Origin of the sequence: Pseudomonas koreensis (assembly GCF_012986595.1) — a bacterium.
GTDB lineage: Bacteria > Pseudomonadota > Gammaproteobacteria > Pseudomonadales > Pseudomonadaceae > Aquipseudomonas > Aquipseudomonas koreensis.
Genome location: NZ_JAAQYM010000001.1, coordinates 15776 through 39579, shown reverse-complemented (window position 1 = coordinate 39579; position 23804 = coordinate 15776). Strand labels below are relative to the sequence as shown.

The following is a 23804-nucleotide window of genomic DNA, read 5'->3' as shown; positions in this document are numbered from 1 at the left end:
CCGCATTCGCGAGCAGGCTCGCTCCCACAGTTGTTTCAGGTCACATCCAACATTACTTCGTGGCCGAGACTCGCCACACCTTGTTCCCCACATCATCGGCCACCAGCAAGCCACCTTGCTGGTCGATCACCACGCCCACCGGGCGGCCCAGTGCGTTTTCGTCCTTGTCGAGGAAGCCGGTCAGTACATCCACCGGCGCCCCGTTCGGCTTGCCTGCGGCGAACGGCACGAAAATCACTTTATAGCCACTGTGCGGTTTGCGGTTCCATGAGCCGTGCTGGCCGATGAACGCGCCTTCTTTGAACTGCGCCGGCAGGCTGTTGCCTTCGGCGAAGGTCAAGCCCAGCGAAGCGGTATGCGGGCCGACGGCATAATCCGGTGCGATGGCCTTGGCCACCAGATCGAGGTTTTGCGGCTTCACGCGCACGTCCACGTGCTGGCCGTAGTAGCTGAAGGGCCAGCCATAGAAGCCGCCGTCCTTGACTGAGGTGATGTAGTCCGGCACCAGGTCGCTGCCGATCTCGTCACGCTCGTTGACCGCCGTCCACAGCGCGCCCGTGGTGGGTTCCCACGCGAGGCCGTTGGGGTTGCGGATGCCCGAGGCGAAGATCCGGTGATTGCCGGTGGCGCGATCCACTTCCCAGATCGCCGCGCGACCTTCCTCTTTATCCAGACCGTTTTCGCCAACGTTGCTGTTCGAGCCGACGGTGACGTACAGCTTGCTTCCGTCCTTGCTGGCGATGACGTTCTTGGTCCAGTGATGGTTCAGCGTACCGCCCGGCAGGTCGGTGACCTTGATCGGCTGCGACTTGATCTCGGTCGCACCGGGTTCGTAGTGGAAGCGCAGCAGGCGATCGGTGTCAGCCACATACAAATCATTGCCGACCAGGGTCATGCCAAACGGCGAATTGAGGTTCTGCAGAAACACCGTGCGGGTCTCGGCCACGCCGTCGTGATCGGCATCGCGCAGCAGGGTGATGCGATTCGGGCTCGGCACGCCAGCACCGGCCTTGCCCATGACCTTCTTCATCACCCAGCCACGAATACCGCTGCTGTCATCAGGTTTGGGCGGAGCGTTGGTTTCTGCCACCAGCACATCGCCGTTGGGCAGCACGTAGAGCCAGCGTGGATGGTCGAGGCCTTCGGCAAACGCGGCCACTTGCGTGCCCGCCGCCGCAGTCGGTTTGCCGCCCGCAGGCCAGCCGACCGCCGGGGCGATGTTCACTGTCGGAATCAGGGTTTTGTTCGGTTCGGGCAGTTTCGGCGACGGGCCGGTGCCGTCGGAAACTTGCAGGCTGGAGGATTCACCGCAGGCGGCGAGCCCTCCGGCCAGAGCGATGACAAGAGCGAGTTGGGTTTTGCGCATTACTGATCTTCCCTATGAATGCATGCTTAATCATAGAGGAGCCTGCGCACCCGATGGTTCAACCGCTCAGTCACGGGCCTCTTTGAACAGCACGGCGATGCCCGGGTGATAGTTGCCCGCTTCGCTGCGCAACTTGCGGTAGGCGTAGGGGAAATACCAGGCGACGGCGCAGGTGTGTTCCTTTTGCAAGTCGTCGACCATGTCCTGCAGTTCTTCGGGGCTGGCGCTGTGCTGGGCTTTTTGCGGCGCGACGAACAGGCAGCCGAGCTTGAGGTCGCTGGCAAAGCTGATACGTTTGGCGTCGCTGGTGATCTCCAGCAGGGCCTGGGTCAGGTTGAGATTGTTGACCCGCGGCCAGCGCTGGGTGGCCTGAATGTAGGCGCGGTCCTCGGTGCCGGCGAGGAACAGATCGGCGCGGGCATTGCGCTCGCCGTCCTCGTTCTGCTTGCGGGTGGCGGTGTCGCAGAGGGTGACCAGTTCGGCCATCCAGGCCGCTGCGGAGAGCAATCCGAGATTGGCTTTCTCGTCATGCCAGTACGGCGTGTCATTGTCGCCGCGCACGGCGTTGTAGCGGTCGATACAGTCAAACCAGCGTTCTAGCACCGGGCGCAGGAATTCCAGGCGCGGGTTGCTGATGATCATGCCTTGCATCGTCATCATCCTTATTGTTGTGAGGTGCTTTTTCAATCAAAAGCATGGCTCTTTGATATCATTTGTAACAGCGTGGCACAAGATTGGCGTCAGATAATTGATCGACGGCAGTTATTCGCCCGACGGCCCCCTCTTTAATTGACGCTCCACCCCCAACCCTCTAACCTTCGCCGCTTGTTTCAGGTGCTCTGTGACGCGTGTCGACAGAGTGAAACAGGGAAGCCGGTGAGGGTTGTCTTCAAGCGAAGAACGATCACGATCCCGGCGCTGCCCCCGCAACGGTAAATGAGTAAAAGCTGCGCCTTGAGCCACTGCCTCGACAGAAGCGGGAAGGCGCGCAGCCAGGCGATTCGCCGCTCATGAGCCCGGAGACCGGCCTGATCCATCCAGCGGCATCACGGTGGGCGATGCCAGGCTTTTTGCCGTCTATTCTTGTGCCTGCCCGCCGTTATCCAGCCTCAACGGAGAGCTCCCCCATGACCGATTCCCCCGAGCGTGACGAACGCCATCTGGCGCGTATGCAGCGCAAAAAAGCCGTGATCGACGAACGCATCGCCAATTCGCCGGACGAGTGCGGCCTGGTGCTGGTGCTGACCGGCAACGGCAAAGGCAAAAGCAGCTCGGCGTTCGGCATGCTTGCCCGCGCCATGGGCCACGGCATGCAGTGCGGCGTGGTGCAGTTCATCAAGGGCCGCAACAGCACCGGCGAGGAATTGTTTTTCCGCCGCTTCCCGGAGCAAGTGCGCTTTCACGTGATGGGCGAGGGCTTCACCTGGGAAACCCAGGACCGCCAGCGCGACATCGCCGCCGCCGAAGCTGCGTGGGCCGTGTCGCGCGAACTGCTGCGCGATCCGTCGATCGGCCTGGTGGTGCTGGATGAACTGAACATTGCCCTCAAGCACGGCTACCTCGATCTGGATCAGGTGCTCAGCGATCTGCAGGCGCGTCCACCGATGCAGCACGTGATCGTTACCGGTCGCGCGGCCAAGCCGGAAATGATCGAGATGGGCGACACCGTGACCGAAATGGGCATGCTCAAACACGCCTTCCAGGCGGGCATCAAAGCGCAGAAAGGCGTCGAACTTTGAATCCACCACGTCACTGCCCGGCGGTCCTCATCGCCGCGCCGGCTTCCGGTCAGGGCAAGACCACCGTCACCGCAGCACTCGCTCGCTTGCACCGCAATCAGGGGCGCAAGGTGCGCGTCTTCAAGTGCGGCCCGGACTTCCTCGACCCGATGATTCTCGAGCGCGCCAGCGGTGCGCCGGTGTATCAACTGGACATGTGGATGGTCGGCGAACAGGAAAGTCGGCGCCTGCTGTGGGAAGCCGCTGCCGAAGCGGATCTGATCCTGATCGAAGGCGTGATGGGCCTGTTCGACGGCACGCCATCGAGCGCCGATCTGGCGCGTCATTTTGGTGTGCCGGTGCTGGCTGTGATCGACGGCACGGCCATGGCCCAGACCTTTGGCGCCCTGGCGCTGGGGCTGGCACGCTATCAGCCGGACCTGCCGTTCGCCGGGGTGCTGGCTAATCGCGTCGGCACCTTGCGTCACGCGCAATTGCTTGAAGGCAGCCTCACCGAAGGCTTGCGCTGGTACGGCGCGCTGTCCCGCGAAACCGGGATCGAGTTGCCGAGCCGGCACCTCGGCCTGGTGCAGGCCAGTGAACTCAATGACCTGGACCTGCGTCTCGACGCCGCGGCCGAAGCCCTGGCCAGCAGTTGCGAGGTAGCGCTGCCACCGACGGTGGAATTCGCCGCGCCTGAAGTGATCAGCGCCGAGCCGTTGCTTGACGGCGTGCGCATTGCCGTCGCTCGCGATGAAGCCTTTGCCTTCACCTACGGCGCCAGCCTCGATCTGTTGCGCGCGATGGGCGCCGAGTTGAGCTTCTTCTCGCCGATCCGCGATACGCAGTTGCCCGAGGCCGACAGTCTGTATCTGCCCGGTGGTTACCCGGAATTGCACCATGTCGCGCTGGCGCAAAACACCGCGATGCTCAAGGCGATCCGGGCGCACCACGCGGCCGGTAAACCGTTGCTCGCCGAGTGTGGCGGCATGCTCTATCTGCTCGACTCGTTGACCGATGTCGAAGGCACCCGCGCTGAACTGGTCGGACTGCTGCGCGGTGATGCGGTGATGCAAAAGCGTCTGGCGGCACTGGCGCTGCAAGCGGTGGATCTGCCGGAAGGCTCGTTGCGCGGCCACACCTATCATCATTCCCTGACCACCACCGAGCTGGCGCCGATTGCCCGGGGCCTGAGCCCGAATGGCGGGCGTGGCGCCGAGGCGGTTTATCGCGAAGGGCGGATGACGGCCTCTTATGTGCACTTCTATTTTCCGTCGAATCCTGTGGCTGTCGCAGCACTGTTTGCGCCTGACTCCGAAGCCGCCTTCGCGAGCAGGCTCGCTCCCACAGTTGAAACGGTGGTGACTGAAGAAATGCGATCCCTTGTGGGAGCGAGCCTGCTCGCGAAAAGGCCATGACCGACAACGCATTTTCCGAAGCCGAACGCGCAGCGGTTTACAAAGCCATCGCCGAACGCCGCGACATGCGCCACTTCATCGGTGGCACGGTCGAACCGGAGCTGTTGCGTCGCCTGCTCGAAGCCGCGCATCAGGCACCCAGTGTCGGCCTGATGCAGCCGTGGCGTTTCATCCGTATCAGCGATCGCGCACTGCGCGGGCAGATCCAGAATCTGGTGGAAGAAGAACGCATCCGCACAGCCATTGCCCTCGGCGAGCGCAGCGACGAGTTCATGAAGCTCAAGGTCGAAGGCATCAACGACTGCGCCGAAGTGTTGGTCGCGGCGCTGATGGATGATCGTGAAAAACACATTTTCGGCCGTCGTACGCTGCCGGAAATGGACATGGCCTCGTTGTCCTGCGCGATCCAGAACCTGTGGCTGGCGTCGCGTGCCGAAGGCCTGGGGATGGGCTGGGTCTCGCTGTTCGAACCACAGGCACTGGCCGATCTGCTGCAACTGCCGGCTGGAGCCAAGCCGCTGGCGGTGTTGTGCCTGGGCCCGGTCAAGGCATTCTATCCGGCGCCGATGCTGGTGCTCGAAGGGTGGGCGCAGGCGCGTCCGCTCAATGAGTTGCTGTATGAAAATTATTGGGGAGTGAGTCAATGAGTGTGGCGTTGTTGAGTGTCGCCGCGGTCGCGCTGGATGCGCTGCTGGGTGAACCGAAACGCTGGCATCCGCTGGTGGCGTTCGGCAATTTTGCCGGGCGCATCGAGCGCCGTTTCAATGCGGGCGGGCGCGGCTGGCGCAGTCACGGGGTCACCGCCTGGGTGATCGCGGTGCTGCCGCTGACGCTGCTCGCCACCGCGTTTTCCTGGGCACCGTACGTGGGCTGGATCGTCGAGATTCTCGCGCTGTATTGCGCCCTCGGCATGCGCAGTCTTGGCGAACACGTCGAACCCGTGGCCAAAGCCCTGCGCGGTGATGATCTGGAGGAGGCGCGCAAACGCGTCGGGTATCTGGTCAGCCGTCAGACCAGCGAACTGGACAGCACCGCCGTCGCCCGTGCCGCTACCGAATCGGTGCTGGAAAACGGCAGTGACGCGGTGTTCGCGGCGTTGTTCTGGTTTGTCGTGGCCGGTGCCCCGGGCGTGGTGCTCTACCGCTTGAGCAACACGCTCGACGCAATGTGGGGCTATCGCAACGAACGCTTCGAGCGCTTCGGCTGGTGCGCGGCAAAAATCGACGACGTGCTCAACTACATTCCGGCGCGGCTGGTGGCACTGACCTACGCGCTGCTGGGCAACACCCGGCTCGCCTGGAAATGCTGGCGCACGCAGGCGCCGAAATGGGACAGCCCCAACGCCGGTCCAGTGATGGCGGCAGGCGCCGGGGCGTTGAATGTCGAGTTGGGTGGGCCGGCGATCTATCACGGCGAACTGCATGAACGTCCGCAACTGGGCGAAGGTGCGCCGGCGGATGCCGATTCGATTGATCGCGGCTGGCAATTGGTCCAGCGCGGGGTATGGTTATGGCTGCTGATTCTCTGCGTGGGGGCTGAATTCTATGCTTGAGCACGGTGGCCGGCTGCGCAAGGCCGCACTCGATTACGGCATTGCCGAGGCGGACTGGCTCGACCTGTCCAGCGGCCTCGCGCCTTGGCCGTTTCCTGTGCCGGAAATTCCCCTGCGCGCGTGGGCGCGGTTGCCGGAAACCGACGACGGACTGGAACAGGCGGCGTGTGATTACTACGGCGCTGCCCAAGTGCTGCCGGTGGCCGGTTCGCAGATGGCGATCCAGTTGCTGCCGCGTCTGCGCCGCGCCGGCAAGGTCGGCGTGTTGTCGCCGTGTTATGCCGAGCACGCTGAAGCCTGGCGGCGCAGCGGTTACATCGTGCGCGAAGTGCTGGAGCAGGAAGTCGAATTCTTTCTCGACAGCCTCGACGTGCTGGTGGTGGTCAATCCGAACAACCCGACCGGCCTGAGCCTGACCCCGGCGCGACTGCTCGACTGGCACGCGCGGCTGGCCCAGCGGGGCGGCTGGCTGGTGGTCGATGAAGCGTTCATGGACAACACGCCGCACCTGAGTCTGGCGTCGCATACCCATCAAGTCGGCCTGATCGTGTTGCGCTCGTTCGGTAAATTCTTCGGTCTGGCCGGGGTGCGGTTGGGCTTTGTGCTGGCCGAGCGCAAGTTGCTCAGGTTGCTCGCCGAACAGGTCGGGCCGTGGGCGGTCAGCGGGCCGACGCGGGTGCTCGGGCAAGCCTGCCTGCAAGACACCGAAGCGCACACCCGGCAACGCATTCGCAGCGAAGAGGCCAGCGAACGTCTGGCGCGGCTGCTGGAGCGCTACGGTTTCAAACCCCAGGGCGGTTGCGCGCTGTTCCAGTGGCTGATCACCGAGCACGCGCCTGCGCTGCACGAATTCATGGCTCGACGCGGCATCCTCCTGCGCATCTTCATCCACAACAGCAGTCTGCGTTTCGGCCTGCCGGCCAACGCGGCTGAAGAAGCGCGCCTCGAACAGGCGCTGCAAGCCTTTGCCAAGGAATCGAAATGACCACCCTGATGGTGCAGGGCACCACTTCCGACGCCGGTAAAAGCACGCTGGTGACGGCGCTGTGCCGCTGGGCCACCCGTCAGGGTGTGGCGGTGGTGCCGTTCAAACCGCAGAACATGGCGCTCAACAGTGCGGTGACCGCCGACGGCGGCGAGATCGGCCGCGCGCAAGCGGTGCAGGCGCAAGCCGCGCATCTTGAGCCGCACACTGACATGAATCCGGTGCTGCTCAAACCCAACAGCGACACGGGCGCCCAAGTCATCATCCATGGCCGGGCGGTCACCACGATGAACGCCGTCGCTTATCACGACTACAAAGCCATCGCCATGCAAGCGGTGCTGGCTTCGCACGAGCGGCTCAGCGCGGCGTATCCGCTGGTGATGGTCGAGGGCGCAGGCTCGCCGGCCGAGATCAATCTGCGTGCCGGCGACATCGCCAACATGGGCTTTGCCGAAGCGGTGGATTGCCCGGTGCTGCTGATTGCCGACATCAATCGTGGCGGAGTGTTTGCGCATCTGGTCGGCACCCTCGAGCTGCTGTCGCCGAGTGAGCAGGCGCGGGTCAAGGGTTTCATCATCAACCGTTTTCGCGGTGACATCGCCCTGCTGCAACCGGGCCTCGACTGGCTGGAACAGCGCACCGGCAAACCGGTAGTCGGCGTGTTGCCGTATGTGATGGATCTGCACCTGGAAGCCGAGGACGGCATCGACCAGCGCCAGACCGACAAGGCCGAGCAAGTGCTGAAAGTGGTGGTGCCGGTGCTGCCGCGGATCAGCAACCACACCGATTTCGATCCGCTGCGATTGCATCCGCAAGTGGACCTGCAATTCATCGGCCCGGGGCAGGCGATTCCCGCTGCCGATCTGATCATCCTGCCGGGCTCGAAAAGCGTGCGCAGCGATCTGGCGTATCTGCGCGCCAATGGCTGGGACACGGCGATCCATCGGCACCTACGCTATGGCGGCAAGCTGCTGGGGATCTGCGGTGGCCTGCAGATGCTCGGTGAGCAGGTGCATGACCCGCAGGGGCTGGAAGGCGCGCCGGGGTCGAGTGCCGGTCTGGGTTTGCTCGCATTCGAAACGACGCTGGAAGCCGAGAAGCAATTGCGCAACGTGCGCGGGCGTCTGGCGCTGGAACAGGCCGAGGTCAGTGGCTATGAAATCCATGCGGGCGTGACGGTGGGGCCGGCGCTGGAGAACGCGGCGGTGCATCTGGACGACGGTCGTTGCGACGGTGCGCAGAGTCTGGACGGACAGGTGTTCGGCACCTATCTGCACGGCTTGTTCGAAGCGCCGCAGGCCAGTGCCGCGTTGCTGCGTTGGGCCGGTTTGTGTGATGTGCAGGAAGTGGATTACCACGGCTTGCGCGAGCGCGATATCGAGCGCCTGGCGGACCTGGTGGAGAAACATCTGGATACCGCGCTATTGCGTCAGCTTTGTGGGATTTGAGGTGGATTCATCGCGAGCAGGCTCACTCCTACAGTGGATTGTTCGCGATCTCCTGTAGGAGTGAGCCTGCTCGCGATGGCTGAAGTCGGTACACCGCCAATTTGAAGGAATGAACCATGCTCCAACTGATCCTCGGCGGCGCCCGCTCCGGCAAAAGTCGCCTGGCGGAAAAACTCGCCAGCGACAGCCAACTGGCGGTCACCTACATCGCCACCAGCCAACCGCTGGACGGCGAAATGAACGCGCGTGTCGCTCATCACCGCGCTCGTCGCCCGGCCGCATGGGCGTTGATCGAAGAACCGCTGGAACTGGCCCGCGTCCTGCGGGACAACGCCAGCGCCGAGCGCTGCCTGCTGGTGGACTGCCTGACCCTGTGGCTGACCAATCTGCTGATGCTCGATGACGCCGAGCGTCTCGCCGCCGAGCGCGAAGCCCTGCTGGACTGCCTGGCGTCATTGCCGGGGGAAATCATTTTTGTCAGCAACGAGACCGGAATGGGTGTCGTGCCGCTGGGCGAATTGACTCGCCGCTACGTCGATGAAGCCGGTTGGCTGCATCAAGCTCTGGCTGAGCGCTGTCAGCGTGTTGTCCTGACCGTCGCCGGCCTGCCCCTGACCCTGAAAGGACCTGCGTTATGACTCAAGCGTGGTGGTTGAACCCGTGCAAACCCGTGAATGCCCAGATCGTTGAACAAGCGGCGGCGCGCCAACAGAAACTGACCAAACCGGCCGGCTCCCTCGGTCGCCTCGAAAGCGTGGCGGTGCAACTGGCCGGATTGCAGGGTCAGGTCAAACCGACGCTGGAGCAGGTCTGGATCGCGATTTTTGCCGGTGATCACGGCGTGGTCGCGGAAGGGGTGTCAGCGTTCCCGCAGGAAGTCACCGGGCAAATGCTGCTCAATTTCGTCAGCGGCGGCGCGGCGATCAGCGTGCTGGCGCGTCAGCTCGATGCACAACTGGAAGTGGTGGACCTGGGCACGGTGACGCCGACGTTGAACCTGCCGGGCGTGTTGCACCTGAATGTCGGCCCGGGCACGGCGAATTTCGCCAAGGGCGCGGCAATGACTCAGGCGCAGGGCGGACTCGCCTTGCAGGCCGGGCGCGACAGTGTGCTGCGGGCGAAAGCGGCCGGCGCGCAACTGTTCATCGGTGGCGAGATGGGCATCGGCAATACCACCGCCGCCAGTGCGCTGGCCTGTGCCTTGCTCGATTGCCCGGTGGCGCATCTGACCGGTCCCGGTACCGGGCTGAATGCCGAAGGCGTCAGCCATAAGGCGCAAGTGATCGAGCGCGCGCTGGCGCTGCACGCGGCGCAGCGTGGCGATGCGCTGCAAACCCTGTTCAACCTCGGCGGTTTCGAAATCGCCGCGCTGGTCGGCGCGTATCTGGCCTGTGCCCAGGAAGGCGTTGCGGTGTTGGTGGACGGCTTTATCTGCACGGTCGCTGCGCTGGTGGCAGTGCGTCTGAATCCGGCGTGCCGCGAGTGGCTGTTGTTCGGCCATCGTGGTGCCGAGCCGGGCCATCGCCACGTGCTGGAAACCCTCGGTGCGGAACCGTTGCTGGAACTCGGCTTGCGTCTGGGCGAGGGCAGCGGGGCGGCGTTGGCGGTGCCGCTGTTGCGCATGGCTTGCGATCTGCACGGGCAGATGGCGACGTTCGCCGAAGCCGCGGTGGCGGACCGTCCGGCATGACCTTGCGTCTGGACCTGTTGCGTCACGGAGAGACCGAACTGGGCGGCGGTTTGCGTGGCAGTCTCGATGATGCGCTCACCGAAAAGGGGTGGGCGCAGATGCGTGCAGCTGTGGTGGCGGGCGGGCCGTGGGATCGGCTGGTCAGTTCGCCGCTGCAGCGTTGCGCGCGGTTTGCCGCCGAACTGGGCGAGCAACTGAACCTGCCGGTGCAACTGGACAATGATCTGCAGGAACTGCATTTCGGCGCCTGGGAAGGGCAAAGCGCCGCAGCGCTGATGGAAACCGACGCCGACGCGCTGGGGCGGTTCTGGGCTGACCCGTATACCTTCACGCCGCCGCAGGGTGAGCCGGTCAGCGCTTTTGCTACGCGCGTGCTGGGTTCGGTTGCGCGGTTGCAGCAGGCCTGTGCCGGCGAACGCGTGTTGCTGATCAGTCATGGCGGCGTGATGCGTCTGTTGCTGGCGCAGGCGCGTGGCTTGCCGCGTGAGCAGTTGCTCAATGTCGAAGTCGCGCATGCTTCGCTGTTTGCCCTGACCGTTGCGGCCGACGGCTCGCTCAAGGAAGGGCACTGACATGCTGCCACTGTGGATCGCCCTGCAATTTCTCAGCAGCTTGCCGATTCGTCTGCCGGGGATGCCGGAGCCGGAACAGCTTGGGCGTTCGTTGCTGTTTTATCCGCTGGTGGGGCTGCTGTTCGGGTTGATCCTCTGGGCGCTGAACCTGGCCTTGGCCGGCGCACCATTGTTGTTGCATGCGGCGCTGTTGCTGACGGTGTGGGTGCTGCTCAGCGGCGCGCTGCACCTCGACGGGCTGGCCGACAGCGCCGATGCCTGGCTCGGAGGCTTCGGTGATCGTGAGCGCACGCTGACCATCATGAAAGATCCGCGCAGCGGGCCAATCGCGGTGGTGACGCTGGTGCTGGTGTTGCTGCTCAAGTTTACCGCGTTGCTGGCGCTGATCGAGCAAGGGCACGCGCTCACGTTGATCATCGTGCCGCTGCTCGGGCGCACGGCATTGCTGGGGTTGTTTCTGACCACGCCGTATGTGCGGGCCGGAGGGTTGGGCCAGGCGTTGGCCGATCATCTGCCGCGCAAGGCGGGTTGGTGGGTGCTGGGGGGGAGTGCGCTGGGCTGTTTGTTGATCGCCGGGGGTAAAGCGCTGGTGGCGCTGGTTGTCGCGTTCGGCATGTTTGTCTGGCTGCGGCAACTGATGATGCGGCGGTTGGGCGGGACCACGGGCGATACGGCGGGGGCGTTGCTGGAATTGCTGGAAGTGGCGGTGCTGGTTGGGGTGGTGTTGGTCTGACATATTTGTGTTGCCTGTTCTGGCCTCATCGCGAGCAGGCTGACTTCTACAGGGCTTTTGTAGGCTTGAGCCTGCTCGTGATAGCAGTCTGTCCGGCACCGGAAATACGACTGAAAAAACACATGTAACTTGATTTAACACAGTCACGGGTATATACACGCATCATGCTTCCTTCTCAGTGTTTGTGCACCAACCTGCGTCGCGCCGCGCGTGGCGTCAGCAGGCATTACGACGGCGCTCTCGACGGCTTCGGGATCAACGTTGCCCAGTATTCTTTGCTGTGCAACCTGCAGCGTCTGGATCAACCGAGCATTTCCGAGCTCGCCGAAGCCATGGGCCTGGATCGCAGCACGTTGGGGCGCAATCTGCGGGTGCTGGAAGGTGAGGGCCTGGTGGCCTTGGCCGAGGGCGAAGACATGCGTAATCGCATCGTCAGGCTCACCGAGGCCGGTGTGCAGCGTCTGGCAGCGGCGCTGCCGGCCTGGGAAGCGGCGCAACAGCGATTGGTCGATCGCCTGGGTGCCGAGAAGCGCGAAATCTTGCTGCGACTGTTGGACGAACTGGCCTGAGGGCCAGTTTTTGCGGATCTAAGCGGGTATATACCCGCGCCTGGAGAATAACAATGACAACGATGTGGCGTACGTGCGGTTGGGTGTTACTGGGAAGTGCGCTGATTCTGGCGTTGTCATTGGGCGTGCGGCACGGCTTCGGTCTGTTCCTGTCGCCGATGAGCGCGCAGTTCGGCTGGGGGCGCGAGGTGTTTGCCTTCGCCATTGCCTTGCAGAACCTGATCTGGGGCCTGGCGCAACCGTTCACCGGGGCGTTGGCTGACCGTTTCGGTGCGGCCAAAGTGGTGCTGGTCGGCGGTGTGCTCTACGCCTTGGGCCTGGTGTTTATGGGCCTGTCGGATTCGGCGCTGAGCTTGTCGTTGAGCGCGGGCCTGCTGATCGGTATCGGCCTGTCCGGTACTTCGTTCTCGGTGATCCTCGGCGTCGTCGGTCGTGCGGTGCCGCCGGAAAAACGCAGCATGGGCATGGGCATTGCCAGCGCCGCCGGCTCGTTCGGCCAGTTCGCCATGCTGCCCGGCACACTGGGCCTGATCGGCTGGCTCGGCTGGTCGGCTGCGCTGTTGGTGCTAGGCCTGCTGGTGGCGCTGATTGTGCCGCTGGTGAGCATGCTCAAGGACAAGCCGCTGCCGGTGCTGGGCCATGAACAAACCCTGTCTGAAGCGCTGCGCGAAGCCTGTTCGCATTCCGGCTTCTGGCTGCTGGCGTTCGGTTTTTTCGTCTGTGGCTTTCAGGTGGTGTTCATCGGCGTGCATCTGCCGGCCTATCTGGTCGATCAACATCTACCCGCCACGGTCGGCACCACGGTGCTGGCGCTGATCGGGCTGTTCAACATCTTCGGGACTTATACCGCCGGCTGGCTTGGCGGGCGCATGTCCAAACCGCGTCTGCTGACGGCGTTATACCTGCTGCGCGCGGTGGTGATCGTGCTGTTCCTGTGGCTGCCGGTGACGACGACTTCGGCGTACCTGTTCGGTATGGCCATGGGCTTCCTGTGGCTGTCGACGGTGCCGTTGACCAACGGTACGGTGGCGACCTTGTTTGGTGTGCGCAATCTGTCCATGCTCGGCGGTATCGTGTTCCTGTTTCACCAGCTCGGCTCTTTCCTCGGCGGCTGGCTGGGCGGGGTGGTGTATGACCGTACCGGGAGTTATGACTTGATCTGGCAAGTGGCGATTCTCTTGAGCCTGTTGGCGGCGGCGCTGAACTGGCCGGTGCGCGAACGTCCGGTCGCGCGCCTGCAACCGGGGGTGAGCGCAGCATGAAGCGCACCTGGCCGCGACTCGTCTTCACGGCACTCGGCGCCCTGTTGCTGGCGCTGGTGTGGTGGGGCTGGCATCAGGGCGGCCTGGCGCTGATGCAGTTGGGCATGGGCGCTTGCTTGTAGGCTTGGAGGGCGAGTAACGTCGAGGTCTGATGACTGCTAAAGGATGCCCGACATGCTCATGCGCTGGTGTGCTGTACCCGCGTTGCTGATGGCGTTGACCGGACTGGCCCAGGCCGCTGATTGTCCGGAGGCGCTGCAAGGTTCGCTGCCCAAGCTGCGTGCCAAGGAATCCATCGATCTCTGTCAGCGCTACGCCGGCAAACCGCTGGTGGTGATCAATACCGCCAGTTTCTGTGGCTTTGCTCCGCAGTTCGAGGGGCTTGAGGCGCTGAATCAGCGGTACAAGGCGCAAGGCCTGGAAATGCTCGGTGTGCCGTCCAATGATTTCAAACAGGAGTCCAAGGACAGCGCCGAGACCGCCAAGGTCTGCTATGCCAACTACGGCGTGACGTTTGCCATGACCGAGCCGCAGAAAGTTCGAGGCGATGACGCGACCCACCTGTTCAAAGTGCTGGCGGAACAGAGCAGCGCGCCGAAGTGGAATTTCTACAAATACGTGATCGACCGGCAAGGCAAGGTGATCGCGAATTTCTCCAGCCTGACCAAGCCGGATGATCCGGAGTTTATTGCGGCGGTTGAGAAAGCTATTGCCTCAAAACCACTGCAACCATGAAGATGCATGCCTTTGCCCTGTTCCTGTAGGAGCTGCGGCACGCTGGCGGTCATGCAGGCACAAAAAAAGCCCCGCTTTCTGCAAAGAGAGCGGGGCTTTTTTGTGGGCGAGGGATTAGCCTCGCCGTGCCGCATCAGAAGCGGTAAGTCGCGCCAACACCGAAACCGTTTGCCGAGTTTTCATACTTGGCGTCGTAGCTCTGGCCACGATCGTTCTGGTTGTGGACCTTGATCGACTCTTCTTTCAGGTAGGAGTAAGCCACGTCGATGGTCAGGTCTTCGGTCGGGCTCCAGCCGGCACCGATGCTGAAGATGGTCCGGTCGCCGGTTGGAATGCGTGGCGAACGGTCGACGTTGTTGGTCGGCGACTGGTCGAAGGTCAGACCAGTACGCAATACCCATTCCTTGTTCAGCTGGTACGAAGTACCCACGGCGTAAGCCCAGGAGTCGTGCCAGTTCTGCTCTTCGGTGATCTCGCCGAACTGACCGGCCAGCAGCGGCTGCACGCCGGAGTTTTCGACAGTGATCTTTTTCAGCTGGCTCCAGCGGGTCCAGGTCGAACCGGCATAGACGTTCCAGCGGTCGTTGATCGCCTGGGTGACCGAGAAGTCCACGGATTCAGGTGTGGTGATCTTCAGCGACGCATCGTACTTCTGCTCGGCGCCCAGGCCGACTGCGCCCAGTACACCGTAGTTGACCTTGGTGTTGCCTTCGAGCTTGTAGTCGACTTTCGAGTGATAGGTCAGACCCAGACGAGTGGTGTCAGTGGCCTGTACCAGCACGCCGATGTTGTAGCCCAGCGCGGTGTCGTCACCCTTGATCTTGACCTTGCCGTCCGGCGCAGCCTGGGTGATCGACAGGTTGGATTCCAGTGTGCCGTCGATACGGTTGATGGTCGGACCGAAACCGATCGACACCACGTCGTTGAACTTGTAGCTGACGGTTGGCTGGAAGGTGATGACTTGTACTTCGGACTTGCTGCCGAAGTAACGGCCGGCAAAGCCTTTTTCGTAATCGGTAATCAGGCCGAACGGCACGTAGACGCCGAGGCCGAATGCCCAATGCTCATCGATCGGTTTGACGTAGAAGCCCATAGGTACGGAGGTGAAGGGCACCATGTCGCCTTTGTTGCTGCCGCCGTTAGGGCTGGAGCTGGCGTCGCTGATATCGGTCTTGGCATCGAGGAATGCAACACCGCCAGTGACTTGTTCGCGCGTGATGCGCGACATGCCGGCAGGGTTGCCATAAACAGTGCTTGCGTCGTCGGCAGAAGAAGATCGCCCAGCGTAACCAGTACCCATCCCGCTGATGCTGTGTTCGTTGATGGCAAAGCCAGCTGCGAAGATCTGGGTGGATGCCATGGTAACGGCGAGGCTAAGGGTGGTTTTGAGCATTACTTTTTTCATTATTAGAACTCCTGGTGATCACCGGGGCGAAAATTACCAACATTTTCGTTCCAGCGCTATAGTCCCTATGCCTTGAGTTAGAGCGGTTTTGTAGGACAATCCGACCAGATTCGCGACCTGTTGAGCGATCTTGTAAAACTGGCCGGTCAACACGCGACCTGATTCACCGGTGAAACACAGGTTTGCCAGGCATAAGTAAAGTCGCGCAGACGTCCTTGCGGCTGGAAGGTCTGACGCCAGATTCGCGCCATACCCAGCAGATCAGTCGCGTCGGGGAGGGTGGGGTTTTGTTCTTCGACCAGCAGCCAGGCGATGGCGGTGGCATAACGCAGGTTGACGGTCAGTTCCAGGTGCGGACCGCTGAGAAAAGCATGCTGGCTGGCGAGGCCGCGAACCAGACTGGCGCGCTCCGGATCGAGCGCCAGATAGTGATCCCAAAGGGCTTGGTGGCGATGCTCGGTGATCCGGTAGAGACCATGGCCACGGCGGTCATGCAGGGCCGAACCGAGGGCGGACTGGCTGGCGGCAATCCCCAGCAGAAGAGATTCGGCCGTTGCGCAGTGACGTCCCAGATAAATCAGTGTGGGACGGATCACGTAGCGACACAGTTCGCTGGCAGCGATACCCATAATGCCCTCGATTCTTGTAATGGGCGGCGAAACCTGAAGGGGGGCCTTGGCAGCGGTGGATCGACTCAGGCTCGCCGGAAGCGGATCAAGCCGCTTGAGTTGAAGTGTAGTGTCATATTCGCGACGTAAAGGCCTGTTTTTAAAATATTCCCGGCGGCGAGCCAAAAGCGTTATATCCGATGGTGCTTAGGCGTGAAGGGCTAAAAGCGAAACATCAGGCAATAAAAAGCCCCGCATTTTGTGCGGGGCTTTTGCTTTTGCAGCCTTTTCGGCTCTCAGGCAACCAGTGCCTGACGCGTACGATCGATCACGGCCTGCAGCGGTTCGGCGCTGGAGTATTGATCGGGGTACAGACGCTCGCTGTGGCGAGCAATCCCGTGTTCATTGACCACGGTGAAGCTGAAGCAGCCTTTGCGAGCGGCCATGATCAGGCAGTTCATTGGGGCAAAAGCGTTGGTTAGGGTGCGAATGGCATCCTGAGTATGGATTTGAGTCGACATAGTTATTAGGTGTTCCTACAAATGACACGGATAAGAACCGTGCAACGTTAAAACGTTCCAGTAATGTCGACCACCATTGGTCGAACAAAGAACCCGACTGGAACAAAGCAGCCAGTTTGAAGCGCTAATTAGTTGGCGCGCTTGGGCTGGCAGGTAGGTACTTAGGAGGACAGGCAGCACATCGAGGGCAAAGGTTCTGGGCCCGGGGTGAAGATCCTGATCAATTTGCAGGCTGGTTCGGTCAGAGTAAGTGGTCTTCGCAACACCCTTTGCATTCATTCAAAGGCAGTGTCGGCGCAAGATTTACCTGGAAACCATCGAGGGGTCGTTCCCGCTTTTTTCGGTGAAGGGCTTCTGGGAAGAAGGTTGACCGTGGGGATGTGTTCGACCGGAATTGACTTTCAGCTTGGTACTAACGCCGCGGATAGTAACGGAACGTCCTGTGCATTGCAAACCCTGCGGCAAAAAAGATTACAGTCGGTCGCGGAGCCATCTGCTGGCACTACCGACCCCATCGTGAGCCGGCTCACTCCCGCCGAGGATCGCGGCTGACTGTGAGGAGCACGCCCGTTCGCAAAGGAGCCACCCGTCGCCACAAAAGCGTGCAGCCCGGGCCATCGCCAACCCGCTTGTCCCCAGCCTGAGGAGCAAAACGACCCGAAAAAGCGCATCCATATAACCGGGTAACAGGTACTTGTGCACATTAGTTGCGCAAGCTGTAACCACGCTGTCATACCAATCCTGACTCGCATGGCTGCCTGTATCAAAAGTTTAAGTCAATGAAAAACATCGGTTTTTTTTGTTGGTGAAAAAATCGTCAGTTTGACTGCGAGCCCCATTCCACAAGGCTTTGCGGAGGTTCGGGGGCGGTTGTCCACTGAGTTATCCACAGCTTCTGTGGATTGTCCCTAGCGCTTGCTCTAGGACGGGCGTGCCGGGTTTTTTTCGACTTTACCTGTACGAAAAAGAGAGTAGAGTGGCGCGCCTTCCGATCTGTCCCACAGTGTTTTATGAAGTTTCGCTCAGTATCAGACCCTGTTACCTCCGAACACCCTCGTGTTACCTCTCCCAAGCGATTTTCCGTGCGCGTGGCCGAATGGCTGCTCGACAGTCCGCGTCTGAGCGACAGCCGCAATGCCAAGCACCTGGCGGGACGCCTGCTCAAACAGCCGGCACGCGAAGGCGTGGTCGCGGCGCAAAGCCGTCTCGGTCAGTTGATGTGCCGGGAATGCGGCAACGCCCGGGACCGCCGTATCGGTCACGACCTGTTGCGTATGGCCGCGCGTGCCGGTGATCGACGTGCGCAACAGGAACTCGGTCTGCTCGAAGACTGAGCTGTCCAACGTCCCACGCCTTGGTTAACCTTCAGGCTTTATCGAATCGGCAGGAGTGGCTATGGCTATGGACTTGACCAGCGTATTGCTCGGTCTGGCAGGCGCGGGATTGCCGCTGCTGGCACTGGCCTGGCAACTGCAGCGCCGGGCGAGCAACGCGCAGGCCGAGGTTGCCTTGCTCGAAGAGCGACTGGCCATGGCGCAATTGGCGCAGGACGGACTCAACGCGCAGCTCGAAGCCAGCCGCGATGAGGCGGTCGACCTGGCACAGGCCAACGCTGCCAAGCAGGCGGAACTGGCCGCGCTGCGCCGGGAAGTCGAGTTGCTGCAGATCGAACGCGATGATGCCCGTGATGCGTCCCACGCCTGGAACATCGAGCGCGCCAACAAGGAGGCCGAACTGCGCCGTCTGGACGCTCAGGCAGCCTCGCTGAATGCCGAACTGCGCGAGCAGCAGGAAAGCCATCAACAACGCCTCAACGACCTGCAAGGCTCGCGCGACGAGTTGCGGGCGCAGTTCGCCGAACTGGCCGGCAAGATCTTCGATGAGCGCGAGCAGCGCTTCGCCGAAACCAGCCAGCAACGCCTCGGGCAGTTGCTCGACCCGTTGAAAGAGCGCATCCAGTCCTTCGAAAAGCGCGTGGAAGAAAGCTATCAGGCCGAAGCCCGCGAGCGTTTCTCGCTGGCCAAGGAGCTGGAGCGTCTGCAGCAGCTGAACCTGCGCCTGAGCGACGAAGCGACCAACCTGACCCGCGCCCTCAAAGGCCAGAAAACCCAAGGCAACTGGGGTGAGCTGATTCTTGAGCGGGTGCTGGAACACGCAGGTCTGGAGAAGGGCCGCGAGTACCAGACTCAAGTCAACCTCAAGGGGCCGGACGGCGAGCGCTTTCAGCCTGACGTGGTCATTTACTTGCCGGGCGACAAGCAGGTGGTGGTCGATTCCAAGGTCAGCCTCACGGCCTATCAGCAGTACGTCGCCGCCGAAGACGACAGCATCGGCCAGATCGCGATCAAGCAGCACGTGCTGTCGCTGCGCAGCCACGTCAAAGGCCTCGCCGGCAAGGATTACAAGCGCCTGGAAGGCCTGCACAGCCTCGATTTCGTCTTGCTGTTCGTACCGATCGAGGCGGCCTTTTCCGCCGCGTTGCAAGCCGAGCCGTCGCTGTTCCAAGAGGCGTTCGACCGCAACATCGTGATCGTCAGCCCGACCACCTTGCTGGCGACCCTGCGGGTGATCGACAGCCTGTGGAAGCAAGAGCGGCAAAGCCAGAACGCCCGGGAAATCGCCGAGCGGGCCGGCTGGCTGTACGACAAATTCGTGCTGTTCATTCAGGATCTGGACGAGGTCGGCAATCGCCTGCAACAGCTGGACAAGGCCTACAGCTCGGCGCGCAACAAACTCACCGAAGGCCGTGGCAATCTGGTCAGCCGCAGCGAGCAGCTCAAGCTGCTGGGCGCGCGGGCGAGTAAGAGTCTGCCGGCAGACTTGCTGGAGCGAGCGATGACTGATGTCGATGGGCTGGTCGAACTGCCAGAGTGAAGATCAAAAGATCGCAGCCTGCGGCAGCTCCTACATTGGAATCGTAATCAACCTGTAGGAGCTGCCGAAGGCTGCGATCTTTTGCTTTTACAACGGCACATACCGACTCAACAACGCCCGCAATGCCGCCGGTTTCACCGGTTTGGCCAGGTAATCCAGCCCCGCCGCGTGCACCTGCGCCACGGTCTCCGGGCGACCATCGGCGCTGATTACCACCCCCGGCACCGGCTCTCCCAGAGTGGTACGCAGCCACGCCATAAGTTCCGTTCCGGTGTCGCCATGGTCGAGGTGATAGTCGACCAATGCCAGTTGCGGCCGCACGCCGTCGCTGAGCAACGCCGCGCACTCCTCGCGGTTGCGCGCCGTCCACACCTGACAGCCCCAGCGGCTCAGCAGGCTGTTCATGCCGATCAGAATGCTGTCTTCATTATCGATGCACAGCACCTGCGCACCACTGAGCAACTTGCCGTTCAACTCGACTGCGGCGTTCGCCGGCACCGACTGCGCCCGGGCCAGCGGTACGCTGACGCTGAATACGCTGCCGCGCCCTGGCCACGAACGTACGCGCAAAGTGTGGCCCAGCACTCGACACAAACCGTCGGCAATCGCCAGACCGAGGCCGAGGCCTTTTTCGGCACGGGTCTGATGGCTGTCGAGGCGTTTGAATTCCTCGAAAATCACTTGCTGCTTGTCTTCCGGAATGCCCGGCCCGCGATCCCACACTTCCAGGCACAGTTCGCCGCCGCGTCGGCGCACGCCCAGCAGCACCGGTCCCTTGGCGTAGCGGAAGGCGTTGGTGAGGAAGTTCTGCAGAATCCGCCGCAGCAATTTGATGTCGCTGTCGATACGCAATTGGCTGCCACGCACACGGAAGGTCAGGCCTTGCTCCTGCGCCAGCGCCTTGAATTCGGCGCCGAGGGTATCGAACAGCTCATTGAGCGCGAACGGCTTGCGATCGGGGTTGATCTTGCCGTTTTCCAGGCGGGAAATATCCAGCAGGTCGCTGATCAGGTCTTCTGCCGAACGCAGTGAACTGTCGAGGTGTTGTACCAGTTGCTGCGCCTCGCTGCTCAAACCGTCGTCCTGATGGGAGAGGGCGGCGGAGAACAGGCGCGCGGCGTTCAGCGGCTGCATCAGGTCATGGCTGACCGCCGCGAGGAAGCGGGTTTTCGACTGGTTGGCAGCCTCGGCATGGCCCTTGGCCTCGGTCAGCGCGACGTTGAGCTGCGACAGCTCTTGCGTGCGCTCGCTGACCCGTTGCTCCAGCCCTTCGTTGGCCTCGGTCAGTGCCTGCTCGGCTTCGCGGAATGCGGTGATGTCAGTGAAACTCATGACGAAGCCGCCGCCGGGCATCGGGTTGCCGATTAACTCGATCACCCGGCCGTTGGGGAACAAGCGTTCCGAGGTATGCGCACGGCCCTGACGCATCCAGTGCAGGCGCCGGGCGACGTGGACCTCCGCCTCGCCGGGGCCGCACAGGCCGCGTTCGGCGTTGTAGCGAATGATGTCGGCAATCGGCCGGCCAACGCTGATCAAGCCGTCCGGGTAGTTGAACAGCTCCAGATAACGGCGGTTCCAGGCCACCAGTTTCAGTGACTGGTCGACCACGCTGATGCCTTGGGTGATGTTCTCGATCGCGCCTTGCAGCAGGGCACGGTTGAACTGCAGGACTTCCGAGGCTTCGTCGGCGATGCGCACCACGTCCTCGAGCTGCATTTCCCGACCTTCAATCGCCGCTTTTACCACCGCCCGCGTGGAAGACGCGCCGAGCACGCCGGCCAGCAAGCGTTCGGTGTGGGCGATCCATTCGCCGTCGGCGTTCTGGTTCGGGTTGAAGCCCTTGCCCTGCCGGTAGGCGAAACGAATGAAGCTCTGCCGCGCACGTTCTTCACCGACGAACCGCGCCGCCAGCTGCAGCAAATCGTCGATCTGCACGGCGAGCATCGAGCGTGCACTCGGCCGGGCGCTGATTTCCTGACCGATGAAGCGCCCGGCCTGCCAGTGTTCCGAGACCCGCGTGCGCGACAGCACCGAGACCCAGGCGAACAGGGTGAAGTTGCCCGCCAGCGACAGCACCACGCCTTGGGTCAGCGGGGTGATCGGCAGGTTCAGCGGGTTGCTGTGCAGCCACGCCAGCCCGGGGAAAGTGCTCAGCGACCAGCCGAGACTGTGGGCGGCAATCGGCAGGATCAGCGTGTAGAACCAGAGGAACGTGCCGGCGGCCAGACCGGCGAAAACCCCACGGCGGTTGGCCTGTTTCCAGTACAGCGCGCCAAGCATCGCCGGGGCCAGCTGGGTGACGGCAGCGAAGGCGATCTGGCCGATGGTCGCCAGGCTCGCGGTGGAGCCGAGCAAACGGTAGCTGACGTAGGCCAGCAGCAGAATCAGCACAATGCTCACGCGACGCACCGAGAGCATCCACTGGCGGAACACTTCGAACGGCCGCTCGGCGTTGTTGCGCCGCAGCAGCCACGGCAACAGCATGTCGTTGGAGACCATGGTCGACAGCGCCACGCTGGCGACGATGACCATGCCGGTGGCCGCCGACGCGCCCCCGATAAACGCCAGCAGCGCCAAGGCCGGATGGGCCTGGGCCAGCGGCAGGCTGATCACGAACGAGTCGGGCAGCACATGACTCGGCAGCATCATCTGACCGGCCAGGGCGATCGGCACCACGAACAATGCGGCCAAGGCGAGGTAGGCCGGGAACACCCACTTGGCCAGGCGCAGGTCCTGCGGGTCGATGTTCTCCACCACCGTGACGTGAAACTGCCGTGGCAGGCAGATGATCGCCATCATCGCCACCCCGGTCTGCACCACCATCGATGGCCAGTTGATGGTTTCTTTCCAGTATTCCTCAAGCCGTGGCGCGAGCATGGCCTGATTGAACAGGTCGTCGAAACCGTCGTAGAGGCCGAAGGTGACGAAGGCACCGACCGCGAGGAAGGCGAACAGTTTGACCAGCGATTCGAAGGCAATCGCCAGCACCATGCCCCGGTGGTGCTCGGTGGCGTCGAGGTTGCGCGTGCCGAAGACGATGGTGAACAGCGCCAGCACCAGCGACACGATCAGCGCGGTGTCCTGGGCGCGGGTGCCCATGGCGTCGGCGCCGGCGCCGATCAACAGGTTCACGCCGAGGACGATGCCTTTGAGTTGCAGGGCGATATAAGGCAGCACGCCGACCAGGCAGATCAGCGCGACCACCACTGCCAGCGATTGCGATTTGCCGTAGCGCGCGGCGATGAAGTCGGCAATCGAGGTGATGTTTTCCTGTTTGCTGATCATCACCATTTTCTGCAGGACCCACGGCGCGCCCAGCAGCAACAGGATCGGCCCGAGGTAGATCGGCAGGAATGACCACAGCTGTTCGGCGGCCTGGCCGACCGCGCCAAAGAATGTCCAGCTGGTGCAATAAACGGCCAGCGACAGGCTGTACACCCACGCACGCATCCGCGGCGGCAACGGCGCGCTGCGACGGTCGCCGTAGAAGGCGATGGCGAACATGATGGCCATATAGGCCAGGGCGACGGCGGCGATCAGCCCGGTGGACAACGACATGCAACACTCCCGACAGAAGACTCCCCGGCAGTCCTGCCCGGGCGGACAGTCTCGCATGAGTGCGGCGGTTAGTCAGTGTCGACCAAGGTCGTGGCGTGGCGGGGTGTCGCAGTGATGAAACCAGGTGGTTTCTGAGGTGACTGGTCGGGCCTCTTCGCGAGCAGGCTCGCTCCCACATTTGGCATGCAATCCCCTGTGGGAGCGAGCCTGCTCGCGATGGCGTCAGTCCTGCTGCAACGCGATATCAATCAACCGATGCAACTCATCCACCTCCAGCGCCGCCGCCGAAAACAGAATCCGGAACACCACCGGCGCCACCACCTGATTGATCAACCGATCAACGCTTGGTGCCGTTTCCTGCGGGTGGCGGTCAATGATGGTCTGCAACTGCGCGCTGAGGATCGTCACGCAATACCCCGGCGTGGCGCTGGCCTGCACGTCGCGCATCATGTGGCGCCCGGGCTCGGAGCTCATCTCGTCGAGATACTGTTCGGCCCAGGCGCGGATATCACCGCGCAGGTCACCGGTCACCGCCGGTTCGCTGTCGGGGCGCATGCGGGCGAGGGCGACGTCTGCGAGCAACGTCGCCAGATCGCCCCAGCGTCGATAAATAGTCGATGGCGTCACTCCGGCGCGTGCAGCGATTTGCGGCACGGTCACCGTGCTGCGCTCCTGTTCTTGCAGAAGTGCGCGGACTGCCGAATGAATCGACTCTTGCACCCGGGCACTGCGGCCGCCGGGGCGTAAACCTTCTTTAATAGCCATGCGTCAGACCTTAACACAAAGAATT

At 62.5% G+C, this 23804-nt stretch carries 23 protein-coding genes and 1 riboswitch; of the genes, 16 read left to right on the top strand and 7 right to left on the bottom strand.

Features of this window, described 5'->3' with window-relative positions; translation table 11 throughout:
* Positions 1-52 precede the first annotated feature (52 nt).
* Complete coding sequence (locus HBN98_RS00205; RefSeq protein WP_064586649.1) at positions 53-1366, bottom strand: PQQ-dependent sugar dehydrogenase; 1314 nt, start codon at positions 1364-1366, stop codon at positions 53-55.
* A 66-nt stretch (positions 1367-1432) separates the two neighbouring features.
* Positions 1433-2017: a hypothetical protein gene (locus tag HBN98_RS00200; RefSeq protein WP_083366563.1), complete on the bottom strand. Its 585-nt coding sequence runs from the start codon at positions 2015-2017 to the stop codon at positions 1433-1435.
* Between the two features lie 164 nt (positions 2018-2181).
* Positions 2182-2412, top strand: a riboswitch (cobalamin riboswitch).
* An 81-nt stretch (positions 2413-2493) separates the two neighbouring features.
* Between HBN98_RS00200 and cobO the strand changes: the two genes are divergently transcribed.
* From cobO to HBN98_RS00135, 14 genes are all read left to right on the top strand, one after another.
* On the top strand, positions 2494-3105 hold the full coding sequence (cobO, locus tag HBN98_RS00195; RefSeq protein ID WP_003223053.1) for a cob(I)yrinic acid a,c-diamide adenosyltransferase: 612 nt from the start codon (positions 2494-2496) through the stop codon (positions 3103-3105).
* Entirely contained in the window at positions 3102-4502 is a 1401-nt protein-coding gene (locus tag HBN98_RS00190) for a cobyrinic acid a,c-diamide synthase CobB (protein WP_083366562.1), read from the top strand. The genes cobO and HBN98_RS00190 overlap by 4 nt, the downstream gene beginning before the upstream one ends.
* Positions 4499-5149 (top strand): 5,6-dimethylbenzimidazole synthase, encoded by a 651-nt coding sequence (gene bluB / locus HBN98_RS00185; protein WP_083366561.1) that lies wholly within the window; start codon positions 4499-4501, stop codon positions 5147-5149. Before HBN98_RS00190 ends, bluB begins: the two co-directional genes overlap by 4 nt.
* On the top strand, positions 5146-6054 hold the full coding sequence (gene cbiB / locus HBN98_RS00180) for an adenosylcobinamide-phosphate synthase CbiB (RefSeq protein WP_064586653.1): 909 nt from the start codon (positions 5146-5148) through the stop codon (positions 6052-6054). Before bluB ends, cbiB begins: the two co-directional genes overlap by 4 nt.
* Complete coding sequence (cobD, locus tag HBN98_RS00175) at positions 6047-7039, top strand: threonine-phosphate decarboxylase CobD (protein WP_064586654.1); 993 nt, start codon at positions 6047-6049, stop codon at positions 7037-7039. The genes cbiB and cobD overlap by 8 nt, the downstream gene beginning before the upstream one ends.
* On the top strand, positions 7036-8487 hold the full coding sequence (locus HBN98_RS00170) for a cobyric acid synthase (RefSeq protein ID WP_083366560.1): 1452 nt from the start codon (positions 7036-7038) through the stop codon (positions 8485-8487). The genes cobD and HBN98_RS00170 overlap by 4 nt, the downstream gene beginning before the upstream one ends.
* Positions 8488-8603: 116 nt before the next feature.
* Entirely contained in the window at positions 8604-9125 is a 522-nt protein-coding gene (gene cobU / locus HBN98_RS00165; protein WP_083366559.1) for a bifunctional adenosylcobinamide kinase/adenosylcobinamide-phosphate guanylyltransferase, read from the top strand.
* Positions 9122-10177, top strand: coding sequence for a nicotinate-nucleotide--dimethylbenzimidazole phosphoribosyltransferase (gene cobT / locus HBN98_RS00160; protein WP_083366558.1), 1056 nt, complete (start codon positions 9122-9124; stop codon positions 10175-10177). Before cobU ends, cobT begins: the two co-directional genes overlap by 4 nt.
* On the top strand, positions 10174-10749 hold the full coding sequence (gene cobC / locus HBN98_RS00155; protein ID WP_064586658.1) for an alpha-ribazole phosphatase family protein: 576 nt from the start codon (positions 10174-10176) through the stop codon (positions 10747-10749). Before cobT ends, cobC begins: the two co-directional genes overlap by 4 nt.
* A 1-nt stretch (position 10750) precedes the next feature.
* The gene (locus tag HBN98_RS00150; protein WP_083366557.1) at positions 10751-11482 is read left to right on the top strand and encodes an adenosylcobinamide-GDP ribazoletransferase; all 732 of its coding nucleotides are present in this window, start codon (positions 10751-10753) and stop codon (positions 11480-11482) included.
* A gap of 164 nt (positions 11483-11646) precedes the next feature.
* Positions 11647-12051 carry a MarR family winged helix-turn-helix transcriptional regulator gene (locus HBN98_RS00145; RefSeq protein WP_083366556.1) on the top strand — a complete coding sequence of 135 codons (405 nt, stop codon included), beginning with the start codon at positions 11647-11649 and terminating at the stop codon, positions 12049-12051.
* Positions 12052-12104: 53 nt separating this feature from the next.
* Positions 12105-13313, top strand: a complete 1209-nt coding sequence (locus HBN98_RS00140; protein ID WP_083366555.1) for an MFS transporter — start codon at positions 12105-12107, stop codon at positions 13311-13313.
* On the top strand, positions 13310-13435 hold the full coding sequence (locus HBN98_RS27865; protein WP_257737113.1) for a hypothetical protein: 126 nt from the start codon (positions 13310-13312) through the stop codon (positions 13433-13435). The genes HBN98_RS00140 and HBN98_RS27865 overlap by 4 nt, the downstream gene beginning before the upstream one ends.
* Positions 13436-13487: 52 nt before the next feature.
* A complete protein-coding gene (locus HBN98_RS00135) occupies positions 13488-14048 on the top strand; it encodes a glutathione peroxidase (RefSeq protein ID WP_064586661.1) in 561 nt (186 codons plus the stop codon).
* Positions 14049-14181: 133 nt separating this feature from the next.
* Here the strand turns inward: HBN98_RS00135 and HBN98_RS00130 are convergent, their stop codons facing one another.
* The 3 genes from HBN98_RS00130 to HBN98_RS00120 form a co-directional block, all read right to left on the bottom strand.
* Complete coding sequence (locus HBN98_RS00130; RefSeq protein WP_083366554.1) at positions 14182-15453, bottom strand: OmpP1/FadL family transporter; 1272 nt, start codon at positions 15451-15453, stop codon at positions 14182-14184.
* A gap of 146 nt (positions 15454-15599) precedes the next feature.
* Positions 15600-16082: a hypothetical protein gene (locus tag HBN98_RS00125; protein ID WP_064586663.1), complete on the bottom strand. Its 483-nt coding sequence runs from the start codon at positions 16080-16082 to the stop codon at positions 15600-15602.
* A gap of 275 nt (positions 16083-16357) precedes the next feature.
* On the bottom strand, positions 16358-16582 hold the full coding sequence (locus HBN98_RS00120) for a hypothetical protein (RefSeq protein ID WP_064586664.1): 225 nt from the start codon (positions 16580-16582) through the stop codon (positions 16358-16360).
* Positions 16583-17592: 1010 nt separating this feature from the next.
* On the opposite strand from HBN98_RS00120, the gene HBN98_RS00115 reads away from it, so the two are divergent.
* Both HBN98_RS00115 and HBN98_RS00110 read left to right on the top strand, forming a co-directional pair.
* Positions 17593-17916, top strand: coding sequence for an SEL1-like repeat protein (locus HBN98_RS00115; RefSeq protein WP_082920290.1), 324 nt, complete (start codon positions 17593-17595; stop codon positions 17914-17916).
* Between the two features lie 175 nt (positions 17917-18091).
* The gene (locus tag HBN98_RS00110) at positions 18092-19456 is read left to right on the top strand and encodes a DNA recombination protein RmuC (RefSeq protein WP_162276303.1); all 1365 of its coding nucleotides are present in this window, start codon (positions 18092-18094) and stop codon (positions 19454-19456) included.
* An 87-nt stretch (positions 19457-19543) separates the two neighbouring features.
* Here HBN98_RS00110 and HBN98_RS00105 read toward each other — a convergent pair whose 3' ends face one another.
* Positions 19544-23014 carry a hybrid sensor histidine kinase/response regulator gene (locus tag HBN98_RS00105; protein ID WP_064586667.1) on the bottom strand — a complete coding sequence of 1157 codons (3471 nt, stop codon included), beginning with the start codon at positions 23012-23014 and terminating at the stop codon, positions 19544-19546.
* Positions 23015-23236: 222 nt separating this feature from the next.
* Complete coding sequence (locus tag HBN98_RS00100; protein WP_083366553.1) at positions 23237-23779, bottom strand: TetR/AcrR family transcriptional regulator; 543 nt, start codon at positions 23777-23779, stop codon at positions 23237-23239.
* Positions 23780-23804: the final 25 nt, after the last annotated feature.